General features: G+C 71.1%; 16 protein-coding genes and 1 pseudogene. 16 read left to right on the top strand and 1 reads right to left on the bottom strand.

The features are described 5' to 3' along the window. Positions 1-38 precede the first annotated feature (38 nt). From ABD332_RS37655 to dapB, 3 genes are read left to right on the top strand one after another with little or no spacing between them, the layout of a single operon-like run. Positions 39-2,489 carry a polyribonucleotide nucleotidyltransferase gene (locus ABD332_RS37655; RefSeq protein ID WP_344507827.1) on the top strand — a complete coding sequence of 817 codons (2,451 nt, stop codon included), beginning with the start codon at positions 39-41 and terminating at the stop codon, positions 2,487-2,489. A gap of 3 nt (positions 2,490-2,492) precedes the next feature. Beyond that, a complete protein-coding gene (locus ABD332_RS37650; RefSeq protein WP_344507825.1) occupies positions 2,493-3,806 on the top strand; it encodes a M16 family metallopeptidase in 1,314 nt (437 codons plus the stop codon). Positions 3,807-3,816: 10 nt separating this feature from the next. Continuing rightward, complete coding sequence (dapB, locus tag ABD332_RS37645; protein WP_344507824.1) at positions 3,817-4,554, top strand: 4-hydroxy-tetrahydrodipicolinate reductase; 738 nt, start codon at positions 3,817-3,819, stop codon at positions 4,552-4,554. Positions 4,555-4,637: 83 nt separating this feature from the next. On the opposite strand, the gene ABD332_RS37640 is transcribed toward dapB, so the two are convergent. Beyond that, positions 4,638-5,246, bottom strand: coding sequence for a GNAT family N-acetyltransferase (locus ABD332_RS37640; protein ID WP_344507823.1), 609 nt, complete (start codon positions 5,244-5,246; stop codon positions 4,638-4,640). A 186-nt stretch (positions 5,247-5,432) separates the two neighbouring features. Between ABD332_RS37640 and ABD332_RS37635 the strand changes: the two genes are divergently transcribed. From ABD332_RS37635 to pgsA, 13 genes and pseudogenes are all read left to right on the top strand, one after another. Beyond that, on the top strand, positions 5,433-6,770 hold the full coding sequence (locus ABD332_RS37635) for a glycosyltransferase 87 family protein (protein ID WP_344507821.1): 1,338 nt from the start codon (positions 5,433-5,435) through the stop codon (positions 6,768-6,770). Between the two features lie 69 nt (positions 6,771-6,839). After that, a complete protein-coding gene (locus tag ABD332_RS37630; RefSeq protein WP_344507819.1) occupies positions 6,840-8,054 on the top strand; it encodes a winged helix-turn-helix domain-containing protein in 1,215 nt (404 codons plus the stop codon). A gap of 90 nt (positions 8,055-8,144) precedes the next feature. Continuing rightward, positions 8,145-8,732 (top strand): DUF2752 domain-containing protein, encoded by a 588-nt coding sequence (locus ABD332_RS37625; protein WP_425552350.1) that lies wholly within the window; start codon positions 8,145-8,147, stop codon positions 8,730-8,732. Positions 8,733-8,744: 12 nt separating this feature from the next. After that, a complete protein-coding gene (thyX, locus tag ABD332_RS37620) occupies positions 8,745-9,482 on the top strand; it encodes an FAD-dependent thymidylate synthase (RefSeq protein ID WP_344507818.1) in 738 nt (245 codons plus the stop codon). Between the two features lie 36 nt (positions 9,483-9,518). Next, positions 9,519-10,472 (top strand): 4-hydroxy-tetrahydrodipicolinate synthase, encoded by a 954-nt coding sequence (gene dapA / locus ABD332_RS37615; RefSeq protein WP_344507815.1) that lies wholly within the window; start codon positions 9,519-9,521, stop codon positions 10,470-10,472. Next, on the top strand, positions 10,469-12,157 hold the full coding sequence (locus ABD332_RS37610; RefSeq protein ID WP_344507813.1) for a ribonuclease J: 1,689 nt from the start codon (positions 10,469-10,471) through the stop codon (positions 12,155-12,157). The genes dapA and ABD332_RS37610 overlap by 4 nt, the downstream gene beginning before the upstream one ends. 4 nt (positions 12,158-12,161) lie before the next feature. Then, the gene (locus ABD332_RS37605) at positions 12,162-12,563 is read left to right on the top strand and encodes a DUF2784 domain-containing protein (RefSeq protein WP_344507811.1); all 402 of its coding nucleotides are present in this window, start codon (positions 12,162-12,164) and stop codon (positions 12,561-12,563) included. A 2-nt stretch (positions 12,564-12,565) separates the two neighbouring features. After that, a complete protein-coding gene (locus tag ABD332_RS37600) occupies positions 12,566-15,217 on the top strand; it encodes an FtsK/SpoIIIE family DNA translocase (protein WP_344507809.1) in 2,652 nt (883 codons plus the stop codon). A 1,306-nt stretch (positions 15,218-16,523) separates the two neighbouring features. Beyond that, on the top strand, positions 16,524-17,453 hold the full coding sequence (locus tag ABD332_RS37595) for an AEC family transporter (RefSeq protein WP_344507807.1): 930 nt from the start codon (positions 16,524-16,526) through the stop codon (positions 17,451-17,453). An 8-nt stretch (positions 17,454-17,461) separates the two neighbouring features. Further along, on the top strand, positions 17,462-18,073 hold the full coding sequence (locus ABD332_RS37590; protein WP_344507805.1) for a helix-turn-helix transcriptional regulator: 612 nt from the start codon (positions 17,462-17,464) through the stop codon (positions 18,071-18,073). Positions 18,074-18,098: 25 nt separating this feature from the next. After that, the gene (locus ABD332_RS37585; protein ID WP_344507803.1) at positions 18,099-18,542 is read left to right on the top strand and encodes a DUF3291 domain-containing protein; all 444 of its coding nucleotides are present in this window, start codon (positions 18,099-18,101) and stop codon (positions 18,540-18,542) included. A 28-nt stretch (positions 18,543-18,570) separates the two neighbouring features. Beyond that, on the top strand, positions 18,571-20,001 hold the full coding sequence (rimO, locus tag ABD332_RS37580; RefSeq protein ID WP_344507801.1) for a 30S ribosomal protein S12 methylthiotransferase RimO: 1,431 nt from the start codon (positions 18,571-18,573) through the stop codon (positions 19,999-20,001). Continuing rightward, positions 19,998-20,552, top strand: a pseudogene (pgsA, locus tag ABD332_RS37575) (CDP-diacylglycerol--glycerol-3-phosphate 3-phosphatidyltransferase); the annotation flags it as partial. The gene rimO and the pseudogene pgsA, both read left to right, overlap by 4 nt. Positions 20,553-20,745: the final 193 nt, after the last annotated feature.

Genomic DNA, 20,745 nt, shown 5'->3' with positions numbered 1-20,745 from the left:
GCCTGGGCGCACCACAACCCGAAGGAGCACCACAACACATGACCGAGCAGAGCAATCTCGGTACGCACTCCAGCACCGCGGTCATCGACAACGGCGCGTTCGGCACCCGGGAGATCACGTTCTCCACGGGCCGCCTCGCCCGTCAGGCCGCCGGTTCCGCGCTCGCCCAGCTGGGTGAGACGGTCGTGCTGTCGGCGACGACGGCCGGCAAGTCACCGAAGGACCAGTTCGACTTCTTCCCGCTGACGGTCGACGTCGAGGAGCGGATGTACGCCGCGGGCCGGATCCCCGGCTCGTTCTTCCGCCGCGAGGGCCGTCCCAGCGAGGACGCGATCCTCACCTGCCGCCTGATCGACCGGCCGCTGCGCCCCAGCTTCGTCAAGGGCCTGCGCAACGAGGTCCAGGTGGTCGAGACGATCCTCGCCCTCGACCCGGCCCACCCCTACGACGTCGTGGCGATCAACGCCGCCTCGATGTCCACCAAGCTGTCCGGTCTGCCGTTCTCCGGCCCGATCGGCGCCACCCGCATGGCCCACGTCGACGGCCAGTGGATCGCGTTCCCGACGCTCGAGGAGCTCGGCCGCGCCACGTTCGACATGGTCGTCGCCGGCCGCACCCTGCCCGACGGCGACGTCGCGATCATGATGGTCGAGGCCGAGGCGACGGAGCACACCGTGGCCCTCGTCGCCGGCGGCGCGCCCGCGCCGACCGAGGAGGTCGTGGCCGGTGGCCTCGAGGCCGCCAAGCCCGCCATCCGCGAGCTGTGCCGGGCCCAGTCCGAGCTGGCGGCCGTCGCCGCGAAGCCGGTCCAGGAGTTCCCGACCTTCCTCGACTACCAGCCCGACGCCTACGAGGCCGTCGCCGGCGCGGTCAAGGACGAGGTCTCCGAGGCGCTGCGCATCTCCTCCAAGGCGGAGCGCGAGGAGGCCCTCGACCGGATCAAGGAGGCCGCCTTCCAGCGCCTCGCCGAGGGCTTCGAGGGTCGCGAGAAGGAGATCGGCGCCGCGCTGCGGTCGCTGACCAAGAACGAGGTCCGCGCCCGTGTCCTGCGCGAGCAGGTCCGCATCGACGGCCGCGGCCCGCGCGACATCCGTCCGCTGACCGCCGAGGTCCAGGTGCTCCCGCGGGTGCACGGCTCGGCCCTCTTCGAGCGCGGCGAGACCCAGATCCTGGGCGTCACCACGCTCAACATGCTGCGCATGGAGCAGACGCTGGACACCCTGGCGCCGGAGAAGTCCAAGCGCTACATGCACAACTACAACTTCCCGCCGTACTCGACCGGTGAGACCGGCCGGGTGGGCTCGCCGAAGCGGCGCGAGATCGGCCACGGCGCGCTCGCCGAGCGGGCCCTGATCCCGGTGCTGCCGGCCCGCGAGGAGTTCCCCTACGCGATCCGTCAGGTCTCCGAGGCGCTCGGCTCCAACGGCTCCACCTCGATGGGCTCCGTCTGCGCCTCGACGATGGCGCTGCTGTCCGCCGGTGTGCCGCTGAAGGCGCCGGTCGCGGGCATCGCGATGGGCCTCATCTCCGACGAGGTCGACGGCAAGACCGAGTACGTGACGCTCACCGACATCCTCGGTGCCGAGGACGCGTTCGGCGACATGGACTTCAAGGTCGCCGGCACCCGTGACTTCGTGACGGCCCTGCAGCTGGACACGAAGCTCGACGGCATCCCGTCGGACGTCCTCGCGGGCGCCCTGCAGCAGGCCCACGACGCGCGGCACGTCATCCTCGACGTGATGGCCGAGGCGATCGAGTCGCCGGCCGGCATGAGCCAGTACGCGCCCCGCGTGACCACGGTCAAGATCCCCGTCGACAAGATCGGCATGGTGATCGGACCCAAGGGCCAGACCATCAACGCGATCCAGGACGAGACCGGCGCCGAGATCAGCATCGAGGACGACGGCACGATCTACGTCGGCGCGACCAACGGCCCGTCGGCCGAGGCCGCGGTCGAGCGGATCAACGCCATCGCCAACCCGACGATGCCGAAGGTCGGCGACAAGTTCCTCGGCACCGTGGTGAAGACGGCCGCGTTCGGCGCGTTCATCTCGCTGCTGCCGGGGCGCGACGGCCTGCTGCACATCTCGAAGGTGGGCAACGGCAAGCGCGTCGACCGGGTCGAGGACTTCCTCAACGTCGGCGACAAGGTCGAGGTGCAGATCGCGGACATCGACAACCGCGGCAAGATCTACCTGGACAAGGTGCTGTCCGAGGCGGAGGCCGCCGCGGCGGCCGAGGCCGCGGCGGCGGGTGGCGGTGCCCCCGCGGGCGGCGACCGGCCGGCCGGCCGGGACCGTGGTGACCGTGGCCCCCGCTCGCGTGAGCGCGGCGACCGTGGTGACCGCGGCGACCGCGGCCCCCGTCAGTCGTCGGCGCCTTCCTCGTCGGAGGGCGGCTCGGACGAGGGTGGCTCCGCCGAGGGCGGCTCCGCCGAGGGTGGCGAGGACGGTGGCGAGTTCCGTCGTCGGCGGAACCGGCACAGCTGAGACATGGTGAGTCGACCGCTGACCCAGACGTTGGCAGATGACCCGCTGGGTGGCACGGTGCGCCGCACCGTGCTGCCCAACGGGCTGCGCATCCTGACCGAGGCAATTCCGTCGATGCGAAGCGTGTCGTTCGGCGTCTGGGTCGGCATCGGCTCACGGGACGAGACCCCGGCACTGTCCGGGGTGTCCCACTTCCTGGAGCACCTGCTCTTCAAGGGCACCAAGCGGCGCAGCGCGCTGGAGATCTCCTCGCAGATCGAGGCGGTCGGCGGGGAGACCAACGCGTTCACCGCCAAGGAGTACACGTGCTACTACGCGCGCGTGCTCGACGCCGACCTGCCGCTCGCCATCGACGTGGTGTGTGACCTGGTCATCGACTCGGTGCTGACCGACGCGGACGTCGAGACCGAGCGTGGCGTGATCCTCGAGGAGATCGCCATGCACGACGACGAGCCCGGCGACGAGGTGCACGACGTCTTCACCGAGGCGATCTTCGGCAACCACCCGCTGGGCCGGCAGATCTCCGGCACCGTGTCGAGCATCTCGGCGCTGACCCGCAAGCAGATCGACGGCTTCTACCGCCGGCGGTACCAGCCGTCGCAGATGGTCGTGGCCGCCGCCGGCAACCTCGACCACGCGAAGGTCGTCAAGGCGGTCCGGGCGGCGTTCTCGGGCCTGTCGGACGCCACGGACCCGGCGCCGCGGCGCTCCCGCACCACGAGGGTGCCGTCCCGGTCCGGGCAGATCGTGGTCCGCGCCAAGGACACCGAGCAGGCGCACGTGGTGCTCGGCTGCGTGGGGTACCCGCGCCAGCACGACAACCGCTTCGCCCTCGGCGCGCTCAACAACGTGCTCGGCGGCGGCATGTCGAGCCGGCTGTTCCAGCAGATCCGCGAGCAGCGCGGGCTGGCCTACTCGGTCTACTCCTTCACGTCGCAGTACAGCGACGCCGGGCTCTTCGGGGTCTACGCCGGCTGCGCGCCCGGCAAGGTCGAGGAGGTCCTCGCCATCACCCGGGACGAGCTGGCCAGGGTCGCGGAGGAGGGCGTCACCGACGTGGAGGTCGAGCGCGGCAAGGGCATGCTCAAGGGCGCCGTCGTGCTGGGCCTGGAGGACACCGGGTCCCGGATGAGCCGTCTCGGCAAGGGTGAGCTGCTGTATGACGAGCTGCTCTCCGTCGACGAGGTGCTGCGCCGGGTCGACCTCGTCACGCCCGAGATGGTCCGTCAGGTGGCCGGCGAGCTGCTGTCGCGCCCGATGTCCCTCGCGGTGATCGGGGAGTTCGACGACAACGCCTTCGCGGGAGCTTTGGGATAAATTATCCCGCGTGACTTCGCAGATCAGGGTCGGCGTGCTGGGCGCGCGCGGCCGTATGGGCACTGAGGCCTGCCAGGCCGTCTCCGCCGCTTCGGATCTCTCGCTCGTGGCGTCGCTGGACGTCGGTGACGCCTTGGCGCCCGATTTCGACGTGCTCGTCGACTTCACCACGCCGGACGCGGTGATGGACACGCTGCGGTGGTGCGTCTCGCATGGCGTGCACGCGGTGGTGGGCACCTCCGGCTTCACCACCGAGCGGCTGGACGAGGTGCGGTCCCTGCTGGCGTCCGCGCCGGGCGTCGGCATCGTCGTCGCGCCGAACTTCGCCGTCGGCGCGGTGCTGATGATGGAGTTCTCGGCGCGCGCCGCCCGCTACTTCGAGTCGGTCGAGGTGGTCGAGATGCACCACCCGCAGAAGATCGACGCGCCCAGCGGCACGGCGCTGCGCACCGCCCAGCTCATCGCTTCGGCGCGGGCCTCCGCGGGGCTCGGGCCAGTGCCCGACGCCACCACTGAGGAGATGGCGGGGGCCCGCGGCACCGACGTCGAAGGCATCCCGGTGCACTCGCTGCGGGCCCGCGGGCTCGTCGCGCACCAGGAGGTGCTCTTCGGCGCCGCAGGGGAGACGCTCACCATCCGGCACGACTCGTTCGACCGGAAGTCCTTCATGCCGGGGGTACTGCTCGCCGTCCGCGCCGTCGTCACCCGGCCGGGACTGACCGTCGGGCTCGGCCCGCTGCTCGACTAGCGTCACGTTGCGTAACCGATTCGCGTTTCGTCTGATGATTCCAGATACTGGGATCCGGAAGCCCCAATTCGGGCGCAACAGGGTCACATCGAGGTAACGACTGGGTCTTCCTGGGCCTCGAGCGACGTGTGCCAACGGACCTGCGGGACGAGCAGATCATCAACATCGAGTGACCGGCTGACCCCGTCCGGGGCCCAGCCGGAACTCTCCAGAAATCGACGCGTAACACGGTCTTCAGCGAATGTCCAGGCAAGCGCTGTCGTGAATCCGTCAGTACGCCACAAATCCACACTAGCCGCCAGCAATCGGCTGCCGTGGCCGCGCCGTCCCCACCTCGGTTCAACCAGGACATCGGTGATCGCGGCGGCCTTCGTCAAGACGGTGTGATCTTCCTCCGGAGCCAGTGCGGTGTCGTCTGCCGGACCTGACGCGGCAAAACCCACGACGTATGCTGAGGTCGGTCCGGCGCTGGGCGACTCCTGTTGCTCCACCGCGACCAGGACCCGGTGCTCGGGGGTCGGCGGCTCCGTGATTGCGTCCCGCCACCTGCGGGTAATCCAGTCCTCGTCCAGTTGGTCGAGGATGTGTTGGGGCAGGAGTCGCCGATAGGCGACCCGCCAGGTCGTGAGTTGGATTCGCGTGATCTCGACGACGTCGTCGAGTCGCGCCGGTCGGACGAACCCGTGCGTCATGACGCAGCAGCCTACGGATGTGTGTTCCGCGCCACGGAGTGGCTACGGAATTTGTGTGAAGAGCCACGTGGCTGGGTAGCGGCGGCTCGTCACAGTTGGACCCGAGCAACCGTTGAGTCAGGCAGCAGGTAGCCAGCAACGAGCGAGTGGAGGGCAGCACAAGTGGCGGAGCGAGGACGAGTCGCCGTGTTGACGGCCGTCCGGCCCAAGCTTCGGCCCCGGGTCAAGCAGGTGCTCATCGTGGCGGCCGTGTGGGCCGTCGTGTGGGCCTTCTTGTACGTGGCCGCGGCGAGAAACGGGTATTTCGACCTCAAGGTCTACTACGGCGCCATGGACTACTGGGTGAACAAGGGTGGCGACATCTACGACTACCTGGTGCCCGGCACGCCGTACGGCTTCACCTACCCACCGTTCGCCGCCGCGCTGATGTCGCCGATGGCGCTGATCGGGTGGCACACCGCGATCGCGATCAGCGTGACGATGAACGTCGTCGCCCTCGGCTGCATCGTCACCTGGCTCATCGGCCCGGTCATCAAGCGTCAGGGCTGGCAGTTCTGGTTCTCCCTCGCCATCGCGATGGGCATCGTCGCCGCCTTCGAGCCGGTGCGCGAGACCGTCAACTTCGGCCAGGTCAACATCCTGCTGCTCTTCATGGTCGTCGGTGACCTGCTGCTGCTGGTCCGCGGGGGCTCGCGCCTCGGCGGCATCGGCGTCGGCCTGGCCACCGCGATCAAGCTCACGCCGGGTGTGTTCATCCTGTACCTCGTGGTGACCCGCCGCTGGCGCGCCGCCGCCGTCTCCACGGCCACCGCGGCCGCCGCGACCTGGGCCGCGGCGACCTTCGCGCCGGACGCCTCGCGGGTCTTCTGGACCGACGCGATGTGGAACACCGACCGCGTCGGCTCCGCGACGTTCGTGTCCAACCAGGCGCTCAGCGGCCTCGTCGCCCGCCTGTTCAACCCGGACCCGATGAAGCCGCTGTGGGCGCTGCTCGTGCTCGGTGCGCTCGCCGTCTGGGCGTGGCGGGTCCGCAAGGCGGTCAAGGCCGGCGACGAGCTCGCCGGGCTGGCGCTGACCGGTCTCGTCGGCTGCATGATCAGCCCGATCAGCTGGATCCACCACCTCGTGTGGGTCCTGCCCTCGATGGCGGTCCTGCTCGACCACGCGACCGACCGCAGCACCGAAGCCCGCCGCCGGCGCCACATCATGATCTTCGGGATCTTCTCGTACCTGCTGCTGTGCAGCCGCACGCCGTGGGCCTTCCACATGAAGTTCGACGGCCTCGGCCTGATCGGCGGCAACGCGTACATCCTGCTCATGATCGCCCTGCTGATCACCCTGCCGATCCGGGAGCCCGCCTCGGAGAGCTCCGGCCCGGCGCGCCGGGCCAACCCGGCCACCTCCACCGGCCCGGTCGTCGAGGACGTGCCCGACCCGGACCTCGTCGAGATCGACCGGCGGGTGAGCGCCGCCTTCGACGCGAAGGACGCCGGGGAGCCTTCCCGGCCGCTCGTCGGCGCATAGATCGTTCGTTCCAGGGGGCGGCCTTCGGGCCGCCCCTTTTTTGTCATACCCCGGGGTTAGCCTCGCGGGGTGCTGACACTTACGCAGGCGCGGAGGATCGCTCTCGCCGCCCAGGGCTTCGCCGACAGGGTCCCCACCGGCGTCCCCGAGCGGCGCCACCTGAAGCGGGTCCTCGGCCGCACAGGTCTGCTGCAGATCGACTCGGTGAATGTCGTCCAGCGCGCGCACTACCTGCCCGCCTACAGCCGCCTGGGCCCCTACCCGACCGAGCTGCTCGACAGGATGGCCTACCGGCGCCCCCGCGAGCTGTTCGAATACTGGGCCCACGAGGCGTCGCTCGTCCCGGTCCACCTGCACCCGGCGCTGCGCTGGCGCATGCAGTCCGGCGCCGCGTGGGGGCGGATGGTCCGCCTGGCCCGCGAGCAGCCCGACCTGATCCGCCGGGTCCTCGAAGAGATCCGCGCGAAGGGCCCCATGACCGCCAACGAGGTCGAGGGTGACCTGGCCAAGCCCCGCAGCAAGGACCACTGGGGGTGGAACTGGTCGGACACCAAGACCGCGATCGAGTGGCTCTTCTACACCGGCGAGGTCAGCGTCGCCAGTCGCAACTCGTCCTTCGCCCGCGTCTATGACGTCCCCGAGCGCATCTTCCCCGCCGCGGTCCTCGCCGCCCCCACCCCCGACCCGGCCGACGCCTACCGCGACCTGGTCCGCGTCGCGGCCCGCTCCCTCGGCATCGCCGCGGAGGCCGAGCTGCGCGACTACTTCCGCCTGCCCCTGGCCGGCGCCCGCACCGCGATCGCCGAGCTGGTCGAGTCCGGCGAGCTCATCCCCACCGAGGTGGAGGGCTGGCAGCCCCGCGCCTACCTGCACCACGAGGCCCCCACTCCCCGCCGCATCGGCGCCGCCACCCTCGTCAGCCCCTTCGACCCGCTGATGTGGGAGCGGGCCCGCGTGGCGCGGCTGTTCGGCTTCACCTACCGCATCGAGATCTACGTGCCGCCGCTCCAGCGCCTCTACGGCTACTACGTCCTGCCGTTCCTCCTGGGTGACCGCCTGGTGGCCCGCGTCGACCTCAAGGCCGACCGGCGCTCCTCGACCCTGCTGGTGCCGGCGGTGTGGGTGGAGCCCCTGACCGGGCGCGGCGCCCCTTCCCGCCCCGAGGTGGCTTCGGCGCTGTGGGCGGAGCTGCGGCGGTTCGCGGGGTGGTTGGGGCTGGAGCGGGTGGAATTACCGGTTGCGGGTGACTTCGCGGTGGACCTGGCCAAGGCGATGACCGCCTGACCGCCCGGCCTGACGACTGCGCTGCCGCCGCATGATCGTGGGCGTGCTCGGTGGCGGGGATGGTGGCTGGGACGGTGTAGCGTGAAGAGCGTGACGTCACCCCTTCAGGCCGTGCCCGCCAGTGACGGGATGGCCGCGCACCTTCTGCCCGGTGGGTCCGCCGCGGACGTGGTCCAGCCTGGCGCGGGTGGTCACGAGGTGCCGCCGTATGGCTACCAGTATGCCTACGTGACACCGCCGAAGGGGCGGCTCGCGAGGCTGGCGGAGCGGACGCCGAGGTGGGTGTCGCCGCTCGGCCTGACCGCGCTGGTGTCCGGCGGGGTGGCTTATACGCTGCTCATGCGGCCGACGCAGGCGGGTGCGACCGACGCGCCGACGTGCGTGATGAAGCTGTTCACCGGGTTCGACTGCCCGGGGTGCGGCGGCACGCGCGCGGCCTGGTATCTGCTGCACGGTGACATCCCGGCCGCGGCGCACCACCACGCGATGCTGGTGTTCGCCGCGCCGTTCCTCGCGTACATGTACGCGAGCTGGACCATCAACCGGCTGGCGAACCGTAAGGTGCTGCCGATGATGCAGCTGTCCAGCGGCACGCTGATCGGATTCCTCGTGGCGTGGCTCATATTCTCAGTGGTCAGGAACCTGCCGTGGGCGCCATTCGACTGGCTGTTCGTTTAGTAGGCTCCTGAAATGCTCGAAGCCAAAGCCATCGCCTGGACCCATTTCGAACCGCCCGCGGACGTGCCGTGGGACACGGACGCGGATGGCGGTCAGGCGCTGGCGGAGTTCGCGGGCCGGGCGTGCTACCAGTCGTGGAAGAAGCCCAACCCGGCGACCGCGACCAATGAGGGCTACCTGCGGCACATTCTCGAGGTCGGGCACCTGTCGGTGCTGGAGCACGGCACCGTCACGTTCTACCTGACCGGGGTGTCCCGGTCGTTCACGCACGAGCTGGTCCGGCACCGGCACTTCTCCTTCTCGCAGCTGTCGCAGCGGTATGTGCCGGGTCGCGAGGCCCAGATGGTCGAGCCGGACGTGATCGCCGAGGACCCGGCGCTGCACAAGGTGTTCGTCGAGGCCTCCGAGGCGGCGCTGCGCGCGTACAACGAGCTGCTGGAGGGCCTGGAGGCCAGGTTCAGCGAGGTCGAGAACGGCACCAGCCGGCGCAAGCAGGCCCGGCAGGCGGCGCGGTCGGTGCTGCCCAACGCGGCCGAGACGAAGATCGTCGTGACCGGCAACTACCGGGCGTGGCGGCACTTCGTGACGATGCGGGCGACGGAGGCGGCGGACGTCGAGATCCGTGAGGTGGCGATCGCGTGCCTCAAGGAGCTGCAGCGCGTGGCGCCGAACGTATTCGCGGATTTCACCATCAGTACGCTGGCTGACGGCACCGAGGTCGCCGCCGCTCAGTACAGCTGGGAATCTTGAGCTGAGCGACCGGAAGGCGTCCGCTAGGTTGTGCGTATGACACGCACCGGTTCCGACCCCGGCCGGCCGTTCGGCCGGCTGCTCAGCGCGATGGTCACGCCATTCCGCGCTGACGGTTCGCTCGACGTCGACGGTGCGGCGCGGCTGGCCGCTCACCTGGTCGACAACCAGGACCATGACGGCCTGGTGGTCAACGGGACCACCGGCGAGTCGGCGACCACCAGCGACGCCGAGAAGGACCAGGTGCTGCGGGCCGTCATCGAGGCCGTCGGCGATCGGGCCACGGTGATCGCCGGCGTCGGCACCAACGACACGCACCACACGATCGAGCTGGCCCGCGCCGCGGAGAAGGCGGGCGCCGACGGCCTGCTCGTCGTCACCCCGTACTACAACAAACCCCCGCAGGCGGGCATCCTCCAGCACTTCCGGTCGATCGGCGACGCCTCCGGGCTGCCGGTGATGGTGTATGACATCCCCGGCCGGACCGGTGTGGCGATCGAGACCGACACCATGTGCCGGATCGCCGAGCACGACCGGGTCGTCGCGGTGAAGGACGCCAAGGGCGACCTCGGCGAGAGCGCCTGGGTGATCAAGCGCACCGATCTGGCGTATTACTCGGGTGAAGACAAGCTGACCCTGCCGCTGCTGTCGGTCGGCGCCGTGGGCGTGGTCGGCGTGCCGACGCACGTGTTCGGGCCGGAGACGAAGCGGATGATCCTGGCGCACGAGGAGGGCGACGTCGCCCGCGCCCGTGCGCTCCACCTGCAGTTGCTCCCCGCGTTCTGCGGGTTCTTCCGCACGCAGGGAGTCATCCTCACCAAGGCCGCCCTGACGCTGCTGGGCCTGCCCGCCGGGCCGGTGCGCCCGCCGCTGGTGCCGGCGAACGCGGCGGAGCTCGGCCGGCTGCGGGAGGATTGCGCTGAGGCGGGCCGCACGATTGGCACCGCAGACCAGATGGCACATCACAACGACCTCGGAGTGGCCCTATGACGGTGGCACACATCGAGCTCGAACCACCGCCGCCCCTCACTCCAGGAGCCCTGCGGGTCACGCCGCTGGGCGGGCTGGGCGCCATCGGGCGCAACATGACGGTGTTCGAACTCGACGGCAAGCTGCTCATCATCGACTGCGGGGTGCTCTTCCCCGACGTGGAGCAGCCCGGTGTCGACCTGATCCTGCCCGACTTCTCGTCGATCCTCGACCGGCTCGACCAGGTGCAGGCGATCGTGCTCACCCACGGCCACGAGGACCACATCGGTGCCGTGCCGTATCTGCTCGCCCACAAGCCCGACATCCCGCTCGTCGGGTCGAAGTTCACCCTCGCGCTGGTCGAGGCGAAGCTCGCCGAGCGCCGCATCGAGCCGTACACGCTGACGGTCAAGGAAGGCCAGGTCGAGCGGCTCGGGCCGTTCGAGTGCGAGTTCTTCGCGGTCAACCACTCCATCCCGGACGCGCTCGCGGTGGCCGTGACGACGACGGCCGGCACCGTGCTGCACACCGGTGACTTCAAGATGGACCAGCTGCCGCTCGACGGCCGGATCACCGACCTGGCCGGGTTCGCCCGGATCGGCGCCAAGGGCGTCGACCTGCTGCTGTCCGACTCGACCAACGCGGAGATCCCCGGGTTCGTCACCCCGGAGCGGGAGATCGGCCCGGTCCTGGAGCGGACCTTCGGCCGGGCCAAGGGGCGGATCATCGTCGCGTCGTTCGCGTCGCACGTGCACCGGGTCCAGCAGGTGTTCGACGCCGCGCACCTGCACGGCCGCAAGGTCGCGCTGATCGGCCGGTCCATGGTGCGCAACATGGGCATCGCCCGCGACCTGGGGCTGCTGCGGATCCCCGCGGGGCTGCTGGTGCCGATCGACGAGGCGATGGGGCTGCCCGAGGACCGGGTCGTGCTGATGTCGACCGGCTCGCAGGGTGAGCCGATGAGCGCCCTCGGCCGGATGGCCAACGGCGATCACCGGCACGTGCAGATCGGCGAGGGCGACACGATCGTGCTCGCGTCGTCGCTGGTGCCGGGCAACGAGACCGCGGTGTACCGCGTGATCAACCAGCTGTCCCGGGCCGGCGCGCTCGTCGTGCACAAGGACGTCGCCAAGGTCCACGTGTCCGGGCACGCACCCGCCGGTGAGCTGCTCTACCTGCTCAACGTGGTGCAGCCGCGCAACTTCATGCCGGTCCACGGCGAGTGGCGGCACCTGCGGGCGCACGCCCAGCTCGCCCGCGACGCCGGCGTCCCCGACGACCGGGTCGTGCTCTGCGAGGACGGCGACGTCGTCGACCTCGTCGACGGCAAGGCCTCCCTCGTCGGTCACATCCGGTCGCGGTACGTGTACGTCGACGGCCTCGCCATCGGCGACGTCGGCGAGTCGCTGCTCACCGAGCGCCGGATCCTCGGCGACGGCGGGTTCATCGCGGCGACCGTGGTCATCGACTCGGTGACCGGCAAGGTCGTCGCCGGCCCGACCGTGTCGGCGAAGGGCTTCTCCGACGACCCGGCGGTGTTCGCCGCGGTGCTGCCGCTGGTCACTGATGCGCTCAACAAGGCCGCGACCGAGGGCATCACCGATCCGCACCAGCTGCAGCAGATCGTGCGGCGCACCGTCGGACGCTGGGTCAACGAGGCGTACCGGCGCCGGCCGATGATCGTCCCGACGGTGGTGGAGGTCTAGCGAGATGTACGAGGTGCTGGCGTCCACCGTGCTCGTCGTGCACTTCGGCTATCTCGCGTACGTGGTGCTGGGCGGGTTCCTCGCCTGGCGCTGGCCCAGGGCGTTGTGGCCGCATCTCGCGGCCGCCGCCTGGGGCCTCGCCGTGGTGAGCATCCCGCTCACCTGCCCGTTGACGCTGGTCGAGCACTGGGCCCGCCGCAAGGCCGGCGAGACCGGCGTCGGGCGCGGCTTCATCGACCAGTACATCGAAGGCGTCCTCTATCCGGAGCGCTACACCCATCTGTTGCAGGTGTTGGTGGGTGTACTGGTGGCGGTGTCCTACGTCGGGATCTACGTGCGCTACAGAAAGCGCCGGAACACGACCCGCCGCTCCGAAGAAATGTCGGAGCCTACCGCTACGGTGTGACCATGGCGGGCCGCACCTCTCAGGCCGGCCGCGGTGGCACCCCCAGCGCCCGCGGCGGGTCGAGCACGCCGTCCAAACGGACGACTCCGGCGAAGCGGACGGCTGTGGCCTCGACCGGCCGCTCGACCTCGGCTTCGACCTCCCGGGCCGCCGCCAAGCGGGCTCCGGCGGCGCGCCGCACGGTGACGCCACGGGCGCGCCGGCGCGGCGGCGCCGTGGTCGCCACGCCGCTCGGACTGCTCGGGCGGGGCATGATCGCGGTCTGGATGGGTGTCGCACACGGCGTCGGCTGGGCCGCGCGGGCCGTGGGCCGCCAGGCGGCCAGCGCGCGCGGGCTCGACCCCGAGCACCGCCGCGACGGCGCCGGCCTGGGCCTCATCGGCCTCGCCGTGCTGCTCACCGCCGCGCTGTGGTTCCAGTCCGCCGGGCCCGTCGGGCACTGGCTCGCCGGCATCTGCCACACGTTCATCGGCGGCGCCGCGGCGATCCTGCCGGTGCTGCTGGTCGTCGGCGGCATCCGGGTCATGCGCTCCGACCCCGAGGAGGACCACCGCGGCCGCGGCCTCGTCGGCTGGAGCGCGCTTTTCCTGGGCGGCACCGGCCTCATGCACCTCGCGGCAGGCAGCCCCGAGGCCCCCCAGCTCATGGACAAGGCCGGCGGGCTGCTCGGCCGCGCCGCCGGCGGCCTGCTGGAGAAGGCCGTGACCTCCTGGGTCGCGGTCCCGCTGCTGCTCCTGCTCGCCGGGTTCGGCCTGCTGGTCGTCACCGCCACCCCGATCAGCCGCATCCCGCAGCGCTGGCGGCAGCTGCGCGACCTCGCGCTCGGGCGCGTCGAGGACCCGACCCTCGACGTCGACGAGGAGTTCGAGGAGCTCTACGAGGAGCCGGAGCCGCGCCCGGCGCGCCGCGCACCGGCCCGCCGCCGGCAGGCCGCGCTGCCGCACCCGCTCGACGACGAGGAGGGCCCGCTCGGCTACGACGCCTCGGCGCCCGACCGAGGCCCCGACCGAGGCCCCGGCGGGGGCTTCGGCGACGACGCGATCGTGCACGACACCGTCGTGCTGCCACGGCCCGCGGCCGCCTCGCGCAAGAAGGCCAAGGAGAAAGAGAAGGAGAAGGACCCGCCGGAGCACTCGCCGCTGCCGACCCGCGCCGAGCAGCTCGCGCTCACCGACACCGACTACAAGCTGCCGCCGCCGGACCTGCTCGGCACCGGCGACGCCCCGCGCGGCCGCACCCGGGCCAACGACGAGGTGACCGCGGCGCTGCAGAGCGTGTTCGAGCAGTTCGGCGTCGACGCGCTCGTCACCGGCTTCACCCGCGGCCCGACGGTCACGCGCTATGAGGTCGAGGTCGGCCACGGCGTCAAGGTCGAGCGGATCACCGCCCTGTCGCGCAACATCGCCTATGCGGTGAAGTCGCCCGACGTGCGCATCCAGAGCCCGATCCCCGGCAAGAGCGCCGTCGGCGTCGAGATCCCCAACCCCGACCGCGAGAATGTCGCGCTCGGCGACGTGCTGCGTTCGCGCGTCGCGGCCGGCGACCATCACCCGCTGATCGTGGCCCTCGGCAAGGACATCGAGGGTGGCTATGTGTTGGCCAACCTGGCGAAGATGCCGCACATCCTGATCGCCGGCGCGACCGGCGCGGGCAAGTCGAGCTGCCTCAACTCGCTGCTCGTGTCGCTGCTGACCCGGGCGACGCCCGACGAGGTGCGGCTGCTGCTGGTCGACCCGAAGCGGGTCGAGCTGACCAGCTATGAAGGCATCCCGCACCTGGTCACGCCGATCGTCACCAACCCGAAGCGGGCCGCCGACGCGCTCGACTGGGTCGTGCGCGAGATGGACATGCGCTATGACGACCTGGCCGCCGCCGGCGTCCGCCACATCGACGACTACAACCGCAAGGTCCGCGCCGGGCAGATCACGGCGCCGCCGGGCAGCGAGCGGGTGATCCGCCCTTACCCGTATCTGCTGGTCGTCGTCGACGAGCTCGCCGACCTCATGATGGTCGCGCCGCGCGACGTCGAGGACTCGGTGGTGCGCATCACGCAGCTGGCCCGCGCGGCCGGCATCCACCTGGTCCTCGCCACGCAGCGCCCCAGCGTCGACGTCGTCACCGGTCTCATCAAGGCGAATGTGCCGTCGCGGCTGGCGTTCGCGACGTCGTCGCTCGCCGACTCCCGCGTCATCCTCGACCAGCCGGGCGCCGAGAAGCTCATCGGCCGCGGCGACGGCCTCTTCCTGCCGATGGGCGCCTCGAAGCCCATCCGCATCCAGGGCGCCTGGGTCAGCGAGACCGAGATCAACGACATCGTCAAGTTCTGCAAGGAGCAGCGCGAGCCCGAGTTCCGCGACGGCGTCACCACCAAGCCCGAGGACACCAAGAAGAAGGTCGACGAGGAGATCGGCGACGACCTCGACCTCCTGCTCCAGGCCATCGAGCTCGTCGTCACCAGCCAGTTCGGCTCCACCTCCATGCTGCAGCGCAAGCTGCGCGTCGGCTTCGCCAAGGCCGGCCGCCTCATGGACCTGATGGAGACCCGCGGCATCGTCGGCCCCTCCGAGGGCTCCAAGGCCCGCGACGTCCTCATCAAGCCTGACGAGCTCCCCGAGGTCCTCACCGCTCTGAAGGACTCAGAAGACGACGCCTGACCCCGCTTGCCACGCAGAGGCTGCCACTCCCGCGGCGGGGCCCTGCAAGCTGCGCGCCGGCCTCGTCAAGCCCGGCCGGCCATGGGGCTTGGTGAAGACCTGCGGCGTGGCCTTTCCGGGGGCTCCAAGGCCCGCGACGTCCTCATCAAGCCTGATGAGCTTTCTGAGGTCCTCGCCGCTCTTTAGGACTCCGAAGCCGGCGCCTGACCCCGCTGCTACGCAAGCGGCTGCTGCTTCTGCGACGGGGGCGCGTGAGCTGCGTGTCGGCTTCGTCGAGGCCGGCCGGCCATGTGGGCTGGGTGAAGACCCGCCGCGTTGTCGGCCTTCCGGGGGCTCCAAGGTCCGCGACGTTCTCCCTGAGGTCCTCACCGCTTTGAAGGGCTCCGAAGGCGGCGCCTGACCCCGCTGCCGCGCAAGCGGCTGTCACTTCCGCGGCTGGGTCCTGCAAGCTCGGCGCCGGCCTCGTCAAGGCTGACCGCTTTCGTGGGCTTCATGGAGATGTGCGGTGTCGCCGGCTCTTCCGAGGGCTGTCCAAGGGCCGTGACGTCCTTCTCAAGCCCTGACGAGCTTCCGAGGGGCCGCACCGTTCAAGGCCGCCGAAGTCGACGCCTGACCCCGCTGTCGCGCAAGCGGCTGCTGCTCTCGTGGCTGGGGACGCGCGAGGTGCGCGGCGGCCCCTCCCAGGCCGGCCAGCTGCCTCATGGAGTTCCTGGAGACCGTGGCGTCGCTGGCTCCTAGAGGGTTGCAAGGCCTGCGACGTTCTTGTCAGGCCTGATGAGTTCCTGAGGTCTCGCCGCTCTCCAGGACTCCGACGACGGCGCGTGACTCAGTTGCGCGTTGGCTCCACCAAGGCGGGACGCCTCATGGACCTCATGGCCGCGAGTCACGGTGCGCGGGGACGGGAGGTGTGGGGCGAGGCGTGATCGCGCGGTTCCTGCGGGAGGAGCTCGGTGGCTGCCGTGTTGCTCTTGCTGCGTTCGGGTGGCGCCAGTTGGTCGGGGGCGGCGGTGCGGTGGGTGTCCCCAGGCTGTCGCCGGTTGGCGGCCGCTGATCTTCGTGGGCGTGGGCGTGATCGAAGGATGGGGGTGGTCGCCATCGTGGCCAGGTCTGTCCTTCGATCAACGGGCGGGCGGAGGCGGCGGTCGGGGGTCGTGGGTCGTGTGCTCAAGGTGACGCTGCGGGCGGGGTGGTGTTGGGGGGTGAGGGGACGATGCGACAGTCCGAGGGAGGGCCGGCGCGCGGGACGGGTGGGTGACATGGGTGAGCGGGTGAGGGTGGTCGTGCTGGGGGAGAGCGCCGTGGTGAGGTGGGGGTGTTAGCGGCGTTCGTGCCGATCTGGGCGCTTACCGCTGTCGGTTACGTCGCCGGGCGGACCGGGGTGCTGGGGCTCGGGGCGGTGGACGTGCTCGGGCGGTTCGTGTTCTACGTGGCGATGCCCGCGGCGCTGCTCGACACGTTGAGTCGGCGGCCGATCGCCGGGTTCGCGGGGGAGGGGGTCGCCGCGTTCGTGGGTGCCACGGTGGTGGTGGGCGCGGTCGGGTTCGGGGTGGCGCGGTGGGGGTTCCGGCGGTCGTTGGGGGAGCAGACCATCGCGGGCATGGCGGCCGGGTACGTCAACGCGGGGAACCTCGGCATACCGGTGGCGGTGCAGGTGCTCGGGGACGCGTCGTTCATCGCGGTGGTGCTGCTCATCCAGACGACCATCCTCACGCCGGTGATCCTGGGGACGCTGGACCTGGCTCGGGTGGAAGAAGCAGATGGGCGGGCGTGGCGGCGGCTGGTGACGGTGCCGCTGCGGAGTCCGGTGATGCTGGCCTGCGTCGCCGGGGTGGCGCTCGGGGCCGTGGGGCTGAAGCTGCCGCCGCTGCTGGCCGGGGTCGCGGCGCTGCTCGGCGACGCCGCGGTGCCGTCCGCGCTCGTGGCGCTGGGGTTGTCGCTGGTACGCACGAACGACCCCGACCAGGCGCCCGCCCGCCCGGTCGAGGTGGCGCTGTCGGTGGTGCTCAAGTCGTGCGTCCAGCCGCTCGTGTGCTTCCTGCTCGCCAGGTACGTCCTCGGGCTGCACGGCGCAGGGCTGTTCGCGGCGGTGCTGTGTGCCGCGCTGCCGACCGCGCAGAACACGTTCGTGTTCGCCCGTGCGTACGGCGTGGACGGGCGCTTCCCGCGGGACGCCGTCGTCGCGTCCACGGCGGTGTCGATGGTGACGCTGACGGTGGTGGCTGTGCTGCTGGGATGATTGGTCGGGTGGATGCCGATGCGATCGCAGCGCTGGCCGAGCCGCAGCGCCGGGCCGTGTACGAGTACGTCGCCCGCAGCGGGGAGGCGGTCAGCCGGAACGCGGTCTCGGACGGGCTGGGCATCGGGCGGACCCTGGCCGCGCACCATCTGGACCGGCTGGCCGAGGCGGGGCTGGTCGAGGTGTCGTTCGCGCGGGTCAACGGGCGCAGCGGGCCCGGCGCGGGGCGGCCGTCGAAGCTGTACCGGCGAGCCGCGGCCGAACATGAGCTGAGCCTGCCGCCGCGGGACTACCGGACCCTGGCCACGGTGTTCGCCGACGCCGTCGAGGAGGCCGGGGTGGAGCCGGTCCTGTACGAGGCGGCGCGGCGGCAGGGCGAGCGCCTGAAGCGGGACGCGACCAGCGACGAGGAGCTGCTGCGGGGGCTGGGGTACGAGCCGTACGAGGACGGTGCGGTGTGGCGGCTGCGGAACTGCCCGTTCGACGGGGTGGCGAGGACGCACGCGGCGCTGGTCTGCGGGGCGAACCTGGCGCTGCTGGAAGGGGCGCTCGGGGAGCGGGTCCAGATCGACCCCCGGCCGGACGGGTGCTGTGTGACCGTTAGGCGGTACCAAAAATAACCATGGTTAGTTTTAGAATGACGCCATGACCTTCCACCTCGCGCAGCTGAACGTCGGCCGGACCGTCGGGCCGAAGGAAGACCCCCGCATGGCCGGCTTCTACGGGGACCTCGACCGGATCAACGCCATCGCCGACGGCTGGCCGGGGTTCGTCTGGCGGCTCGTCGACGACGGCGGGGCCGACGCGACCTCGCTGCGCCCGTTCGGCGTCGACCTGCTCGTCAACCTGTCCGTGTGGGAGAGCCTCGAGACGCTGCGGGACTTCACGTTCCGCAGCGGTCACCTCGACGTGCTGCGACGGCGGCGCGAGTGGTTCGTGCCACTCGGGGACGTGTACGCCGTCAACTGGTGGATCCCGGCGGGGCACATCCCGACGGTCGAGGAGGCGGGGGAGCGGCTGGACCTGCTGCGACGCAAGGGCCCGTCATCCGATGCGTTCACGTTCCGCGACCCCTTCCCCGCAGCCTGAGCCCCGATCGGCCCGGTACCCTCGGAGCATGCCCGCCAATGCTGACCGTCGCGTCGCCCTGCTCACCCTCGGCTGCGCTCGTAACGAGGTGGACTCCGAGGAGCTGGCCGCCCGCCTCGCGGCCGGCGGCTGGGCGGTCACCACCGACGGCACCGACGCGGACGTGGTCGTCGTCAACACCTGCGGGTTCGTCGCCAAGGCCAAGCAGGACTCGATCGACACGCTGCTCGCCGCCGCCGACACGGGCGCCAAGGTCGTCGCGACCGGGTGCCTCGCCGAGCGGTACGGCGAACAGCTGGCCGGTGAGCTGCCCGAGGCGCACGCGGTGCTCGGCTTCGACCACTACCCGGACATGGCGGCGCGCCTCGACGCGATCATGGCCGGCGAGACCATCGCCTCGCACGCGCCGCGCGACCGGCGCACGCTGCTGCCGCTGACCCCGGTGGCGCGCCGCGAGGCGGTCGAGGTGGTCGTGCCGGGCCACCTGCCGGCGCACCTGCGCGGCGTGATGCGGCAGCGGCTCGAGAAGGGGCCGGTCGCGCCCCTCAAGCTGGCCAGCGGCTGTGACCGGCGCTGCTCGTTCTGCGCGATCCCGTCGTTCCGCGGCGCGTTCGTGTCCCGGACCCCGGACGAGGTGCTCGCCGAGGCGGAGTGGCTGGCGTCCACCGGCGTCCGCGAGCTGGTGCTCGTCAGCGAGAACTCCACCTCGTATGGCAAGGACCTCGGCGACCCACGCCTGCTGGAGCGCCTGCTGCCGCAGCTGGCGGCGGTCAGCGGCATCGTGCGGGTGCGGGTGTCGTACCTGCAGCCGGCCGAGACCCGGCCGGGGCTGGTCGAGGCGATCGCGACCACGCCGGGCGTCGCGCCGTACTTCGACCTGTCGTTCCAGCACTCCAGCGAGCCGGTCCTGCGGCGGATGCGGCGCTTCGGGTCGACCGAGCGGTTCCTGGAGCTGCTCGAGTCGGTCCGCAAGCTCGACCCGGAGGCCGGCGCCCGCAGCAACGTGATCGTCGGCTTCCCGGGCGAGACCCGCGAGGACGTCGACGAGCTGGCCCGCTTCCTCACCGAGGCCCGCCTCGACGCGGTCGGCGTGTTCGACTACAGCGACGAGGACGGCACCGAGGCCGCCGACCTGCCCGACAAGGTGTCCGAGAGCGACATCAAGAAGCGGTACGACTGGATGAGCGCCCTCGCCGAGGAGCTCTGCGCGCAGCGTGCCTCCGACCGGATCGGATCCCAGGTCGACGTCCTCGTCGACTATCTCCTCGACGACTCGGTCGAGGGGCGCGCCGGGCACCAGGCGCCCGAGGTCGACGGCTCCACGACCCTCGTCGCCGGCGACGGGCTCGACCCGTTCTCGCTGCGCCCCGGTGACCTCGTCCGGGCCAGGGTCGTCGACAGCGTCGGCGTCGACCTGGTCGCCGTCCCGATCGAGATGATCAGTCCGGCGGCCTCATGACCGTTCTCAAGCCCGTCCCGTTGCTCAACGCGGCCAACGTCCTGACCGTCGTGCGGATGGTGCTCGTCCCGGTCTTCGTCTTCTTCGTCGTGGCGGGCGGGCTGACCGACACCGGCTGGCAGCTCGCGGCGGGCATCACGTTCGTCGTCGCGTCGGCGACCGACTACGTCGACGGGTGGATCGCCCGCACGTACAACCTGGTCACCTCCTTCGGGAAGGTCGTCGACCCGATCGCCGACAAGGCGCTGACCGGCGCGGCGTTGGTGCTGCTGTCGCTGTACGACCGGCTGCCCTGGTGGGTGACCGTGCTCATCCTCGTGCGCGAGTGGGGGGTCACCGCCCTGCGCCTGTGGGTGATCAGGCACGGCGTCATCCCCGCGAGCCGGGGCGGCAAGGCGAAGACGGCCCTGCAGATCCTGGCGATCGGCTGGTACCTCACGCCGCTGCCGGACGGGCTCGCCGCCGTGGGACCGTGGCTGATGGCGGGCGCCCTCATCGTGACGGTCGTCACTGGATTGGATTACGTCGTGCGGGCGTACCGGGTGCGCCGCGACTCCCTGCGCCGCCGCCGCGCGAGCGTCGCGAGTGGCGGGCCGGACACGTTCGGCGAGGCCGACCGGCTGGCCGCCCAGGACCAGATGCTGAGCACGCCGATCGCCGCGCCGGCGGTCGCGCCCGTGGCGGACGAGCCGGTCGCATGAGCGGACCGTTCGCCCTGGACCCACGCAAACTCGCCCTCGGTGT

The sequence above is a fragment of the Dactylosporangium maewongense genome, assembly GCF_039531485.1.
GTDB classification, from domain to species: domain Bacteria; phylum Actinomycetota; class Actinomycetes; order Mycobacteriales; family Micromonosporaceae; genus Dactylosporangium; species Dactylosporangium maewongense.
This window is presented reverse-complemented; position numbering and strand designations above follow the sequence as displayed.

What these genes read in the sequence shown, in the direction of transcription:
- ABD332_RS37610 (WP_344507813.1), top strand. Translation starts at nt 10,469, where the DNA reads ATGACGGTGGCACACATCGAGCTCGAACCACCGCCGCCCCTCACTCCA.
- rimO (WP_344507801.1), top strand. Translation starts at nt 18,571, where the DNA reads ATGCCCGCCAATGCTGACCGTCGCGTCGCCCTGCTCACCCTCGGCTGC.
- ABD332_RS37585 (WP_344507803.1), top strand. Translation starts at nt 18,099, where the DNA reads ATGACCTTCCACCTCGCGCAGCTGAACGTCGGCCGGACCGTCGGGCCG.
- ABD332_RS37650 (WP_344507825.1), top strand. Translation starts at nt 2,493, where the DNA reads ATGGTGAGTCGACCGCTGACCCAGACGTTGGCAGATGACCCGCTGGGT.
- ABD332_RS37655 (WP_344507827.1), top strand. Translation starts at nt 39, where the DNA reads ATGACCGAGCAGAGCAATCTCGGTACGCACTCCAGCACCGCGGTCATC.
- ABD332_RS37640 (WP_344507823.1), bottom strand. Translation starts at nt 5,246, where the DNA reads ATGACGCACGGGTTCGTCCGACCGGCGCGACTCGACGACGTCGTCGAG.
- thyX (WP_344507818.1), top strand. Translation starts at nt 8,745, where the DNA reads ATGCTCGAAGCCAAAGCCATCGCCTGGACCCATTTCGAACCGCCCGCG.
- ABD332_RS37605 (WP_344507811.1), top strand. Translation starts at nt 12,162, where the DNA reads ATGTACGAGGTGCTGGCGTCCACCGTGCTCGTCGTGCACTTCGGCTAT.
- ABD332_RS37600 (WP_344507809.1), top strand. Translation starts at nt 12,566, where the DNA reads ATGGCGGGCCGCACCTCTCAGGCCGGCCGCGGTGGCACCCCCAGCGCC.
- dapA (WP_344507815.1), top strand. Translation starts at nt 9,519, where the DNA reads ATGACACGCACCGGTTCCGACCCCGGCCGGCCGTTCGGCCGGCTGCTC.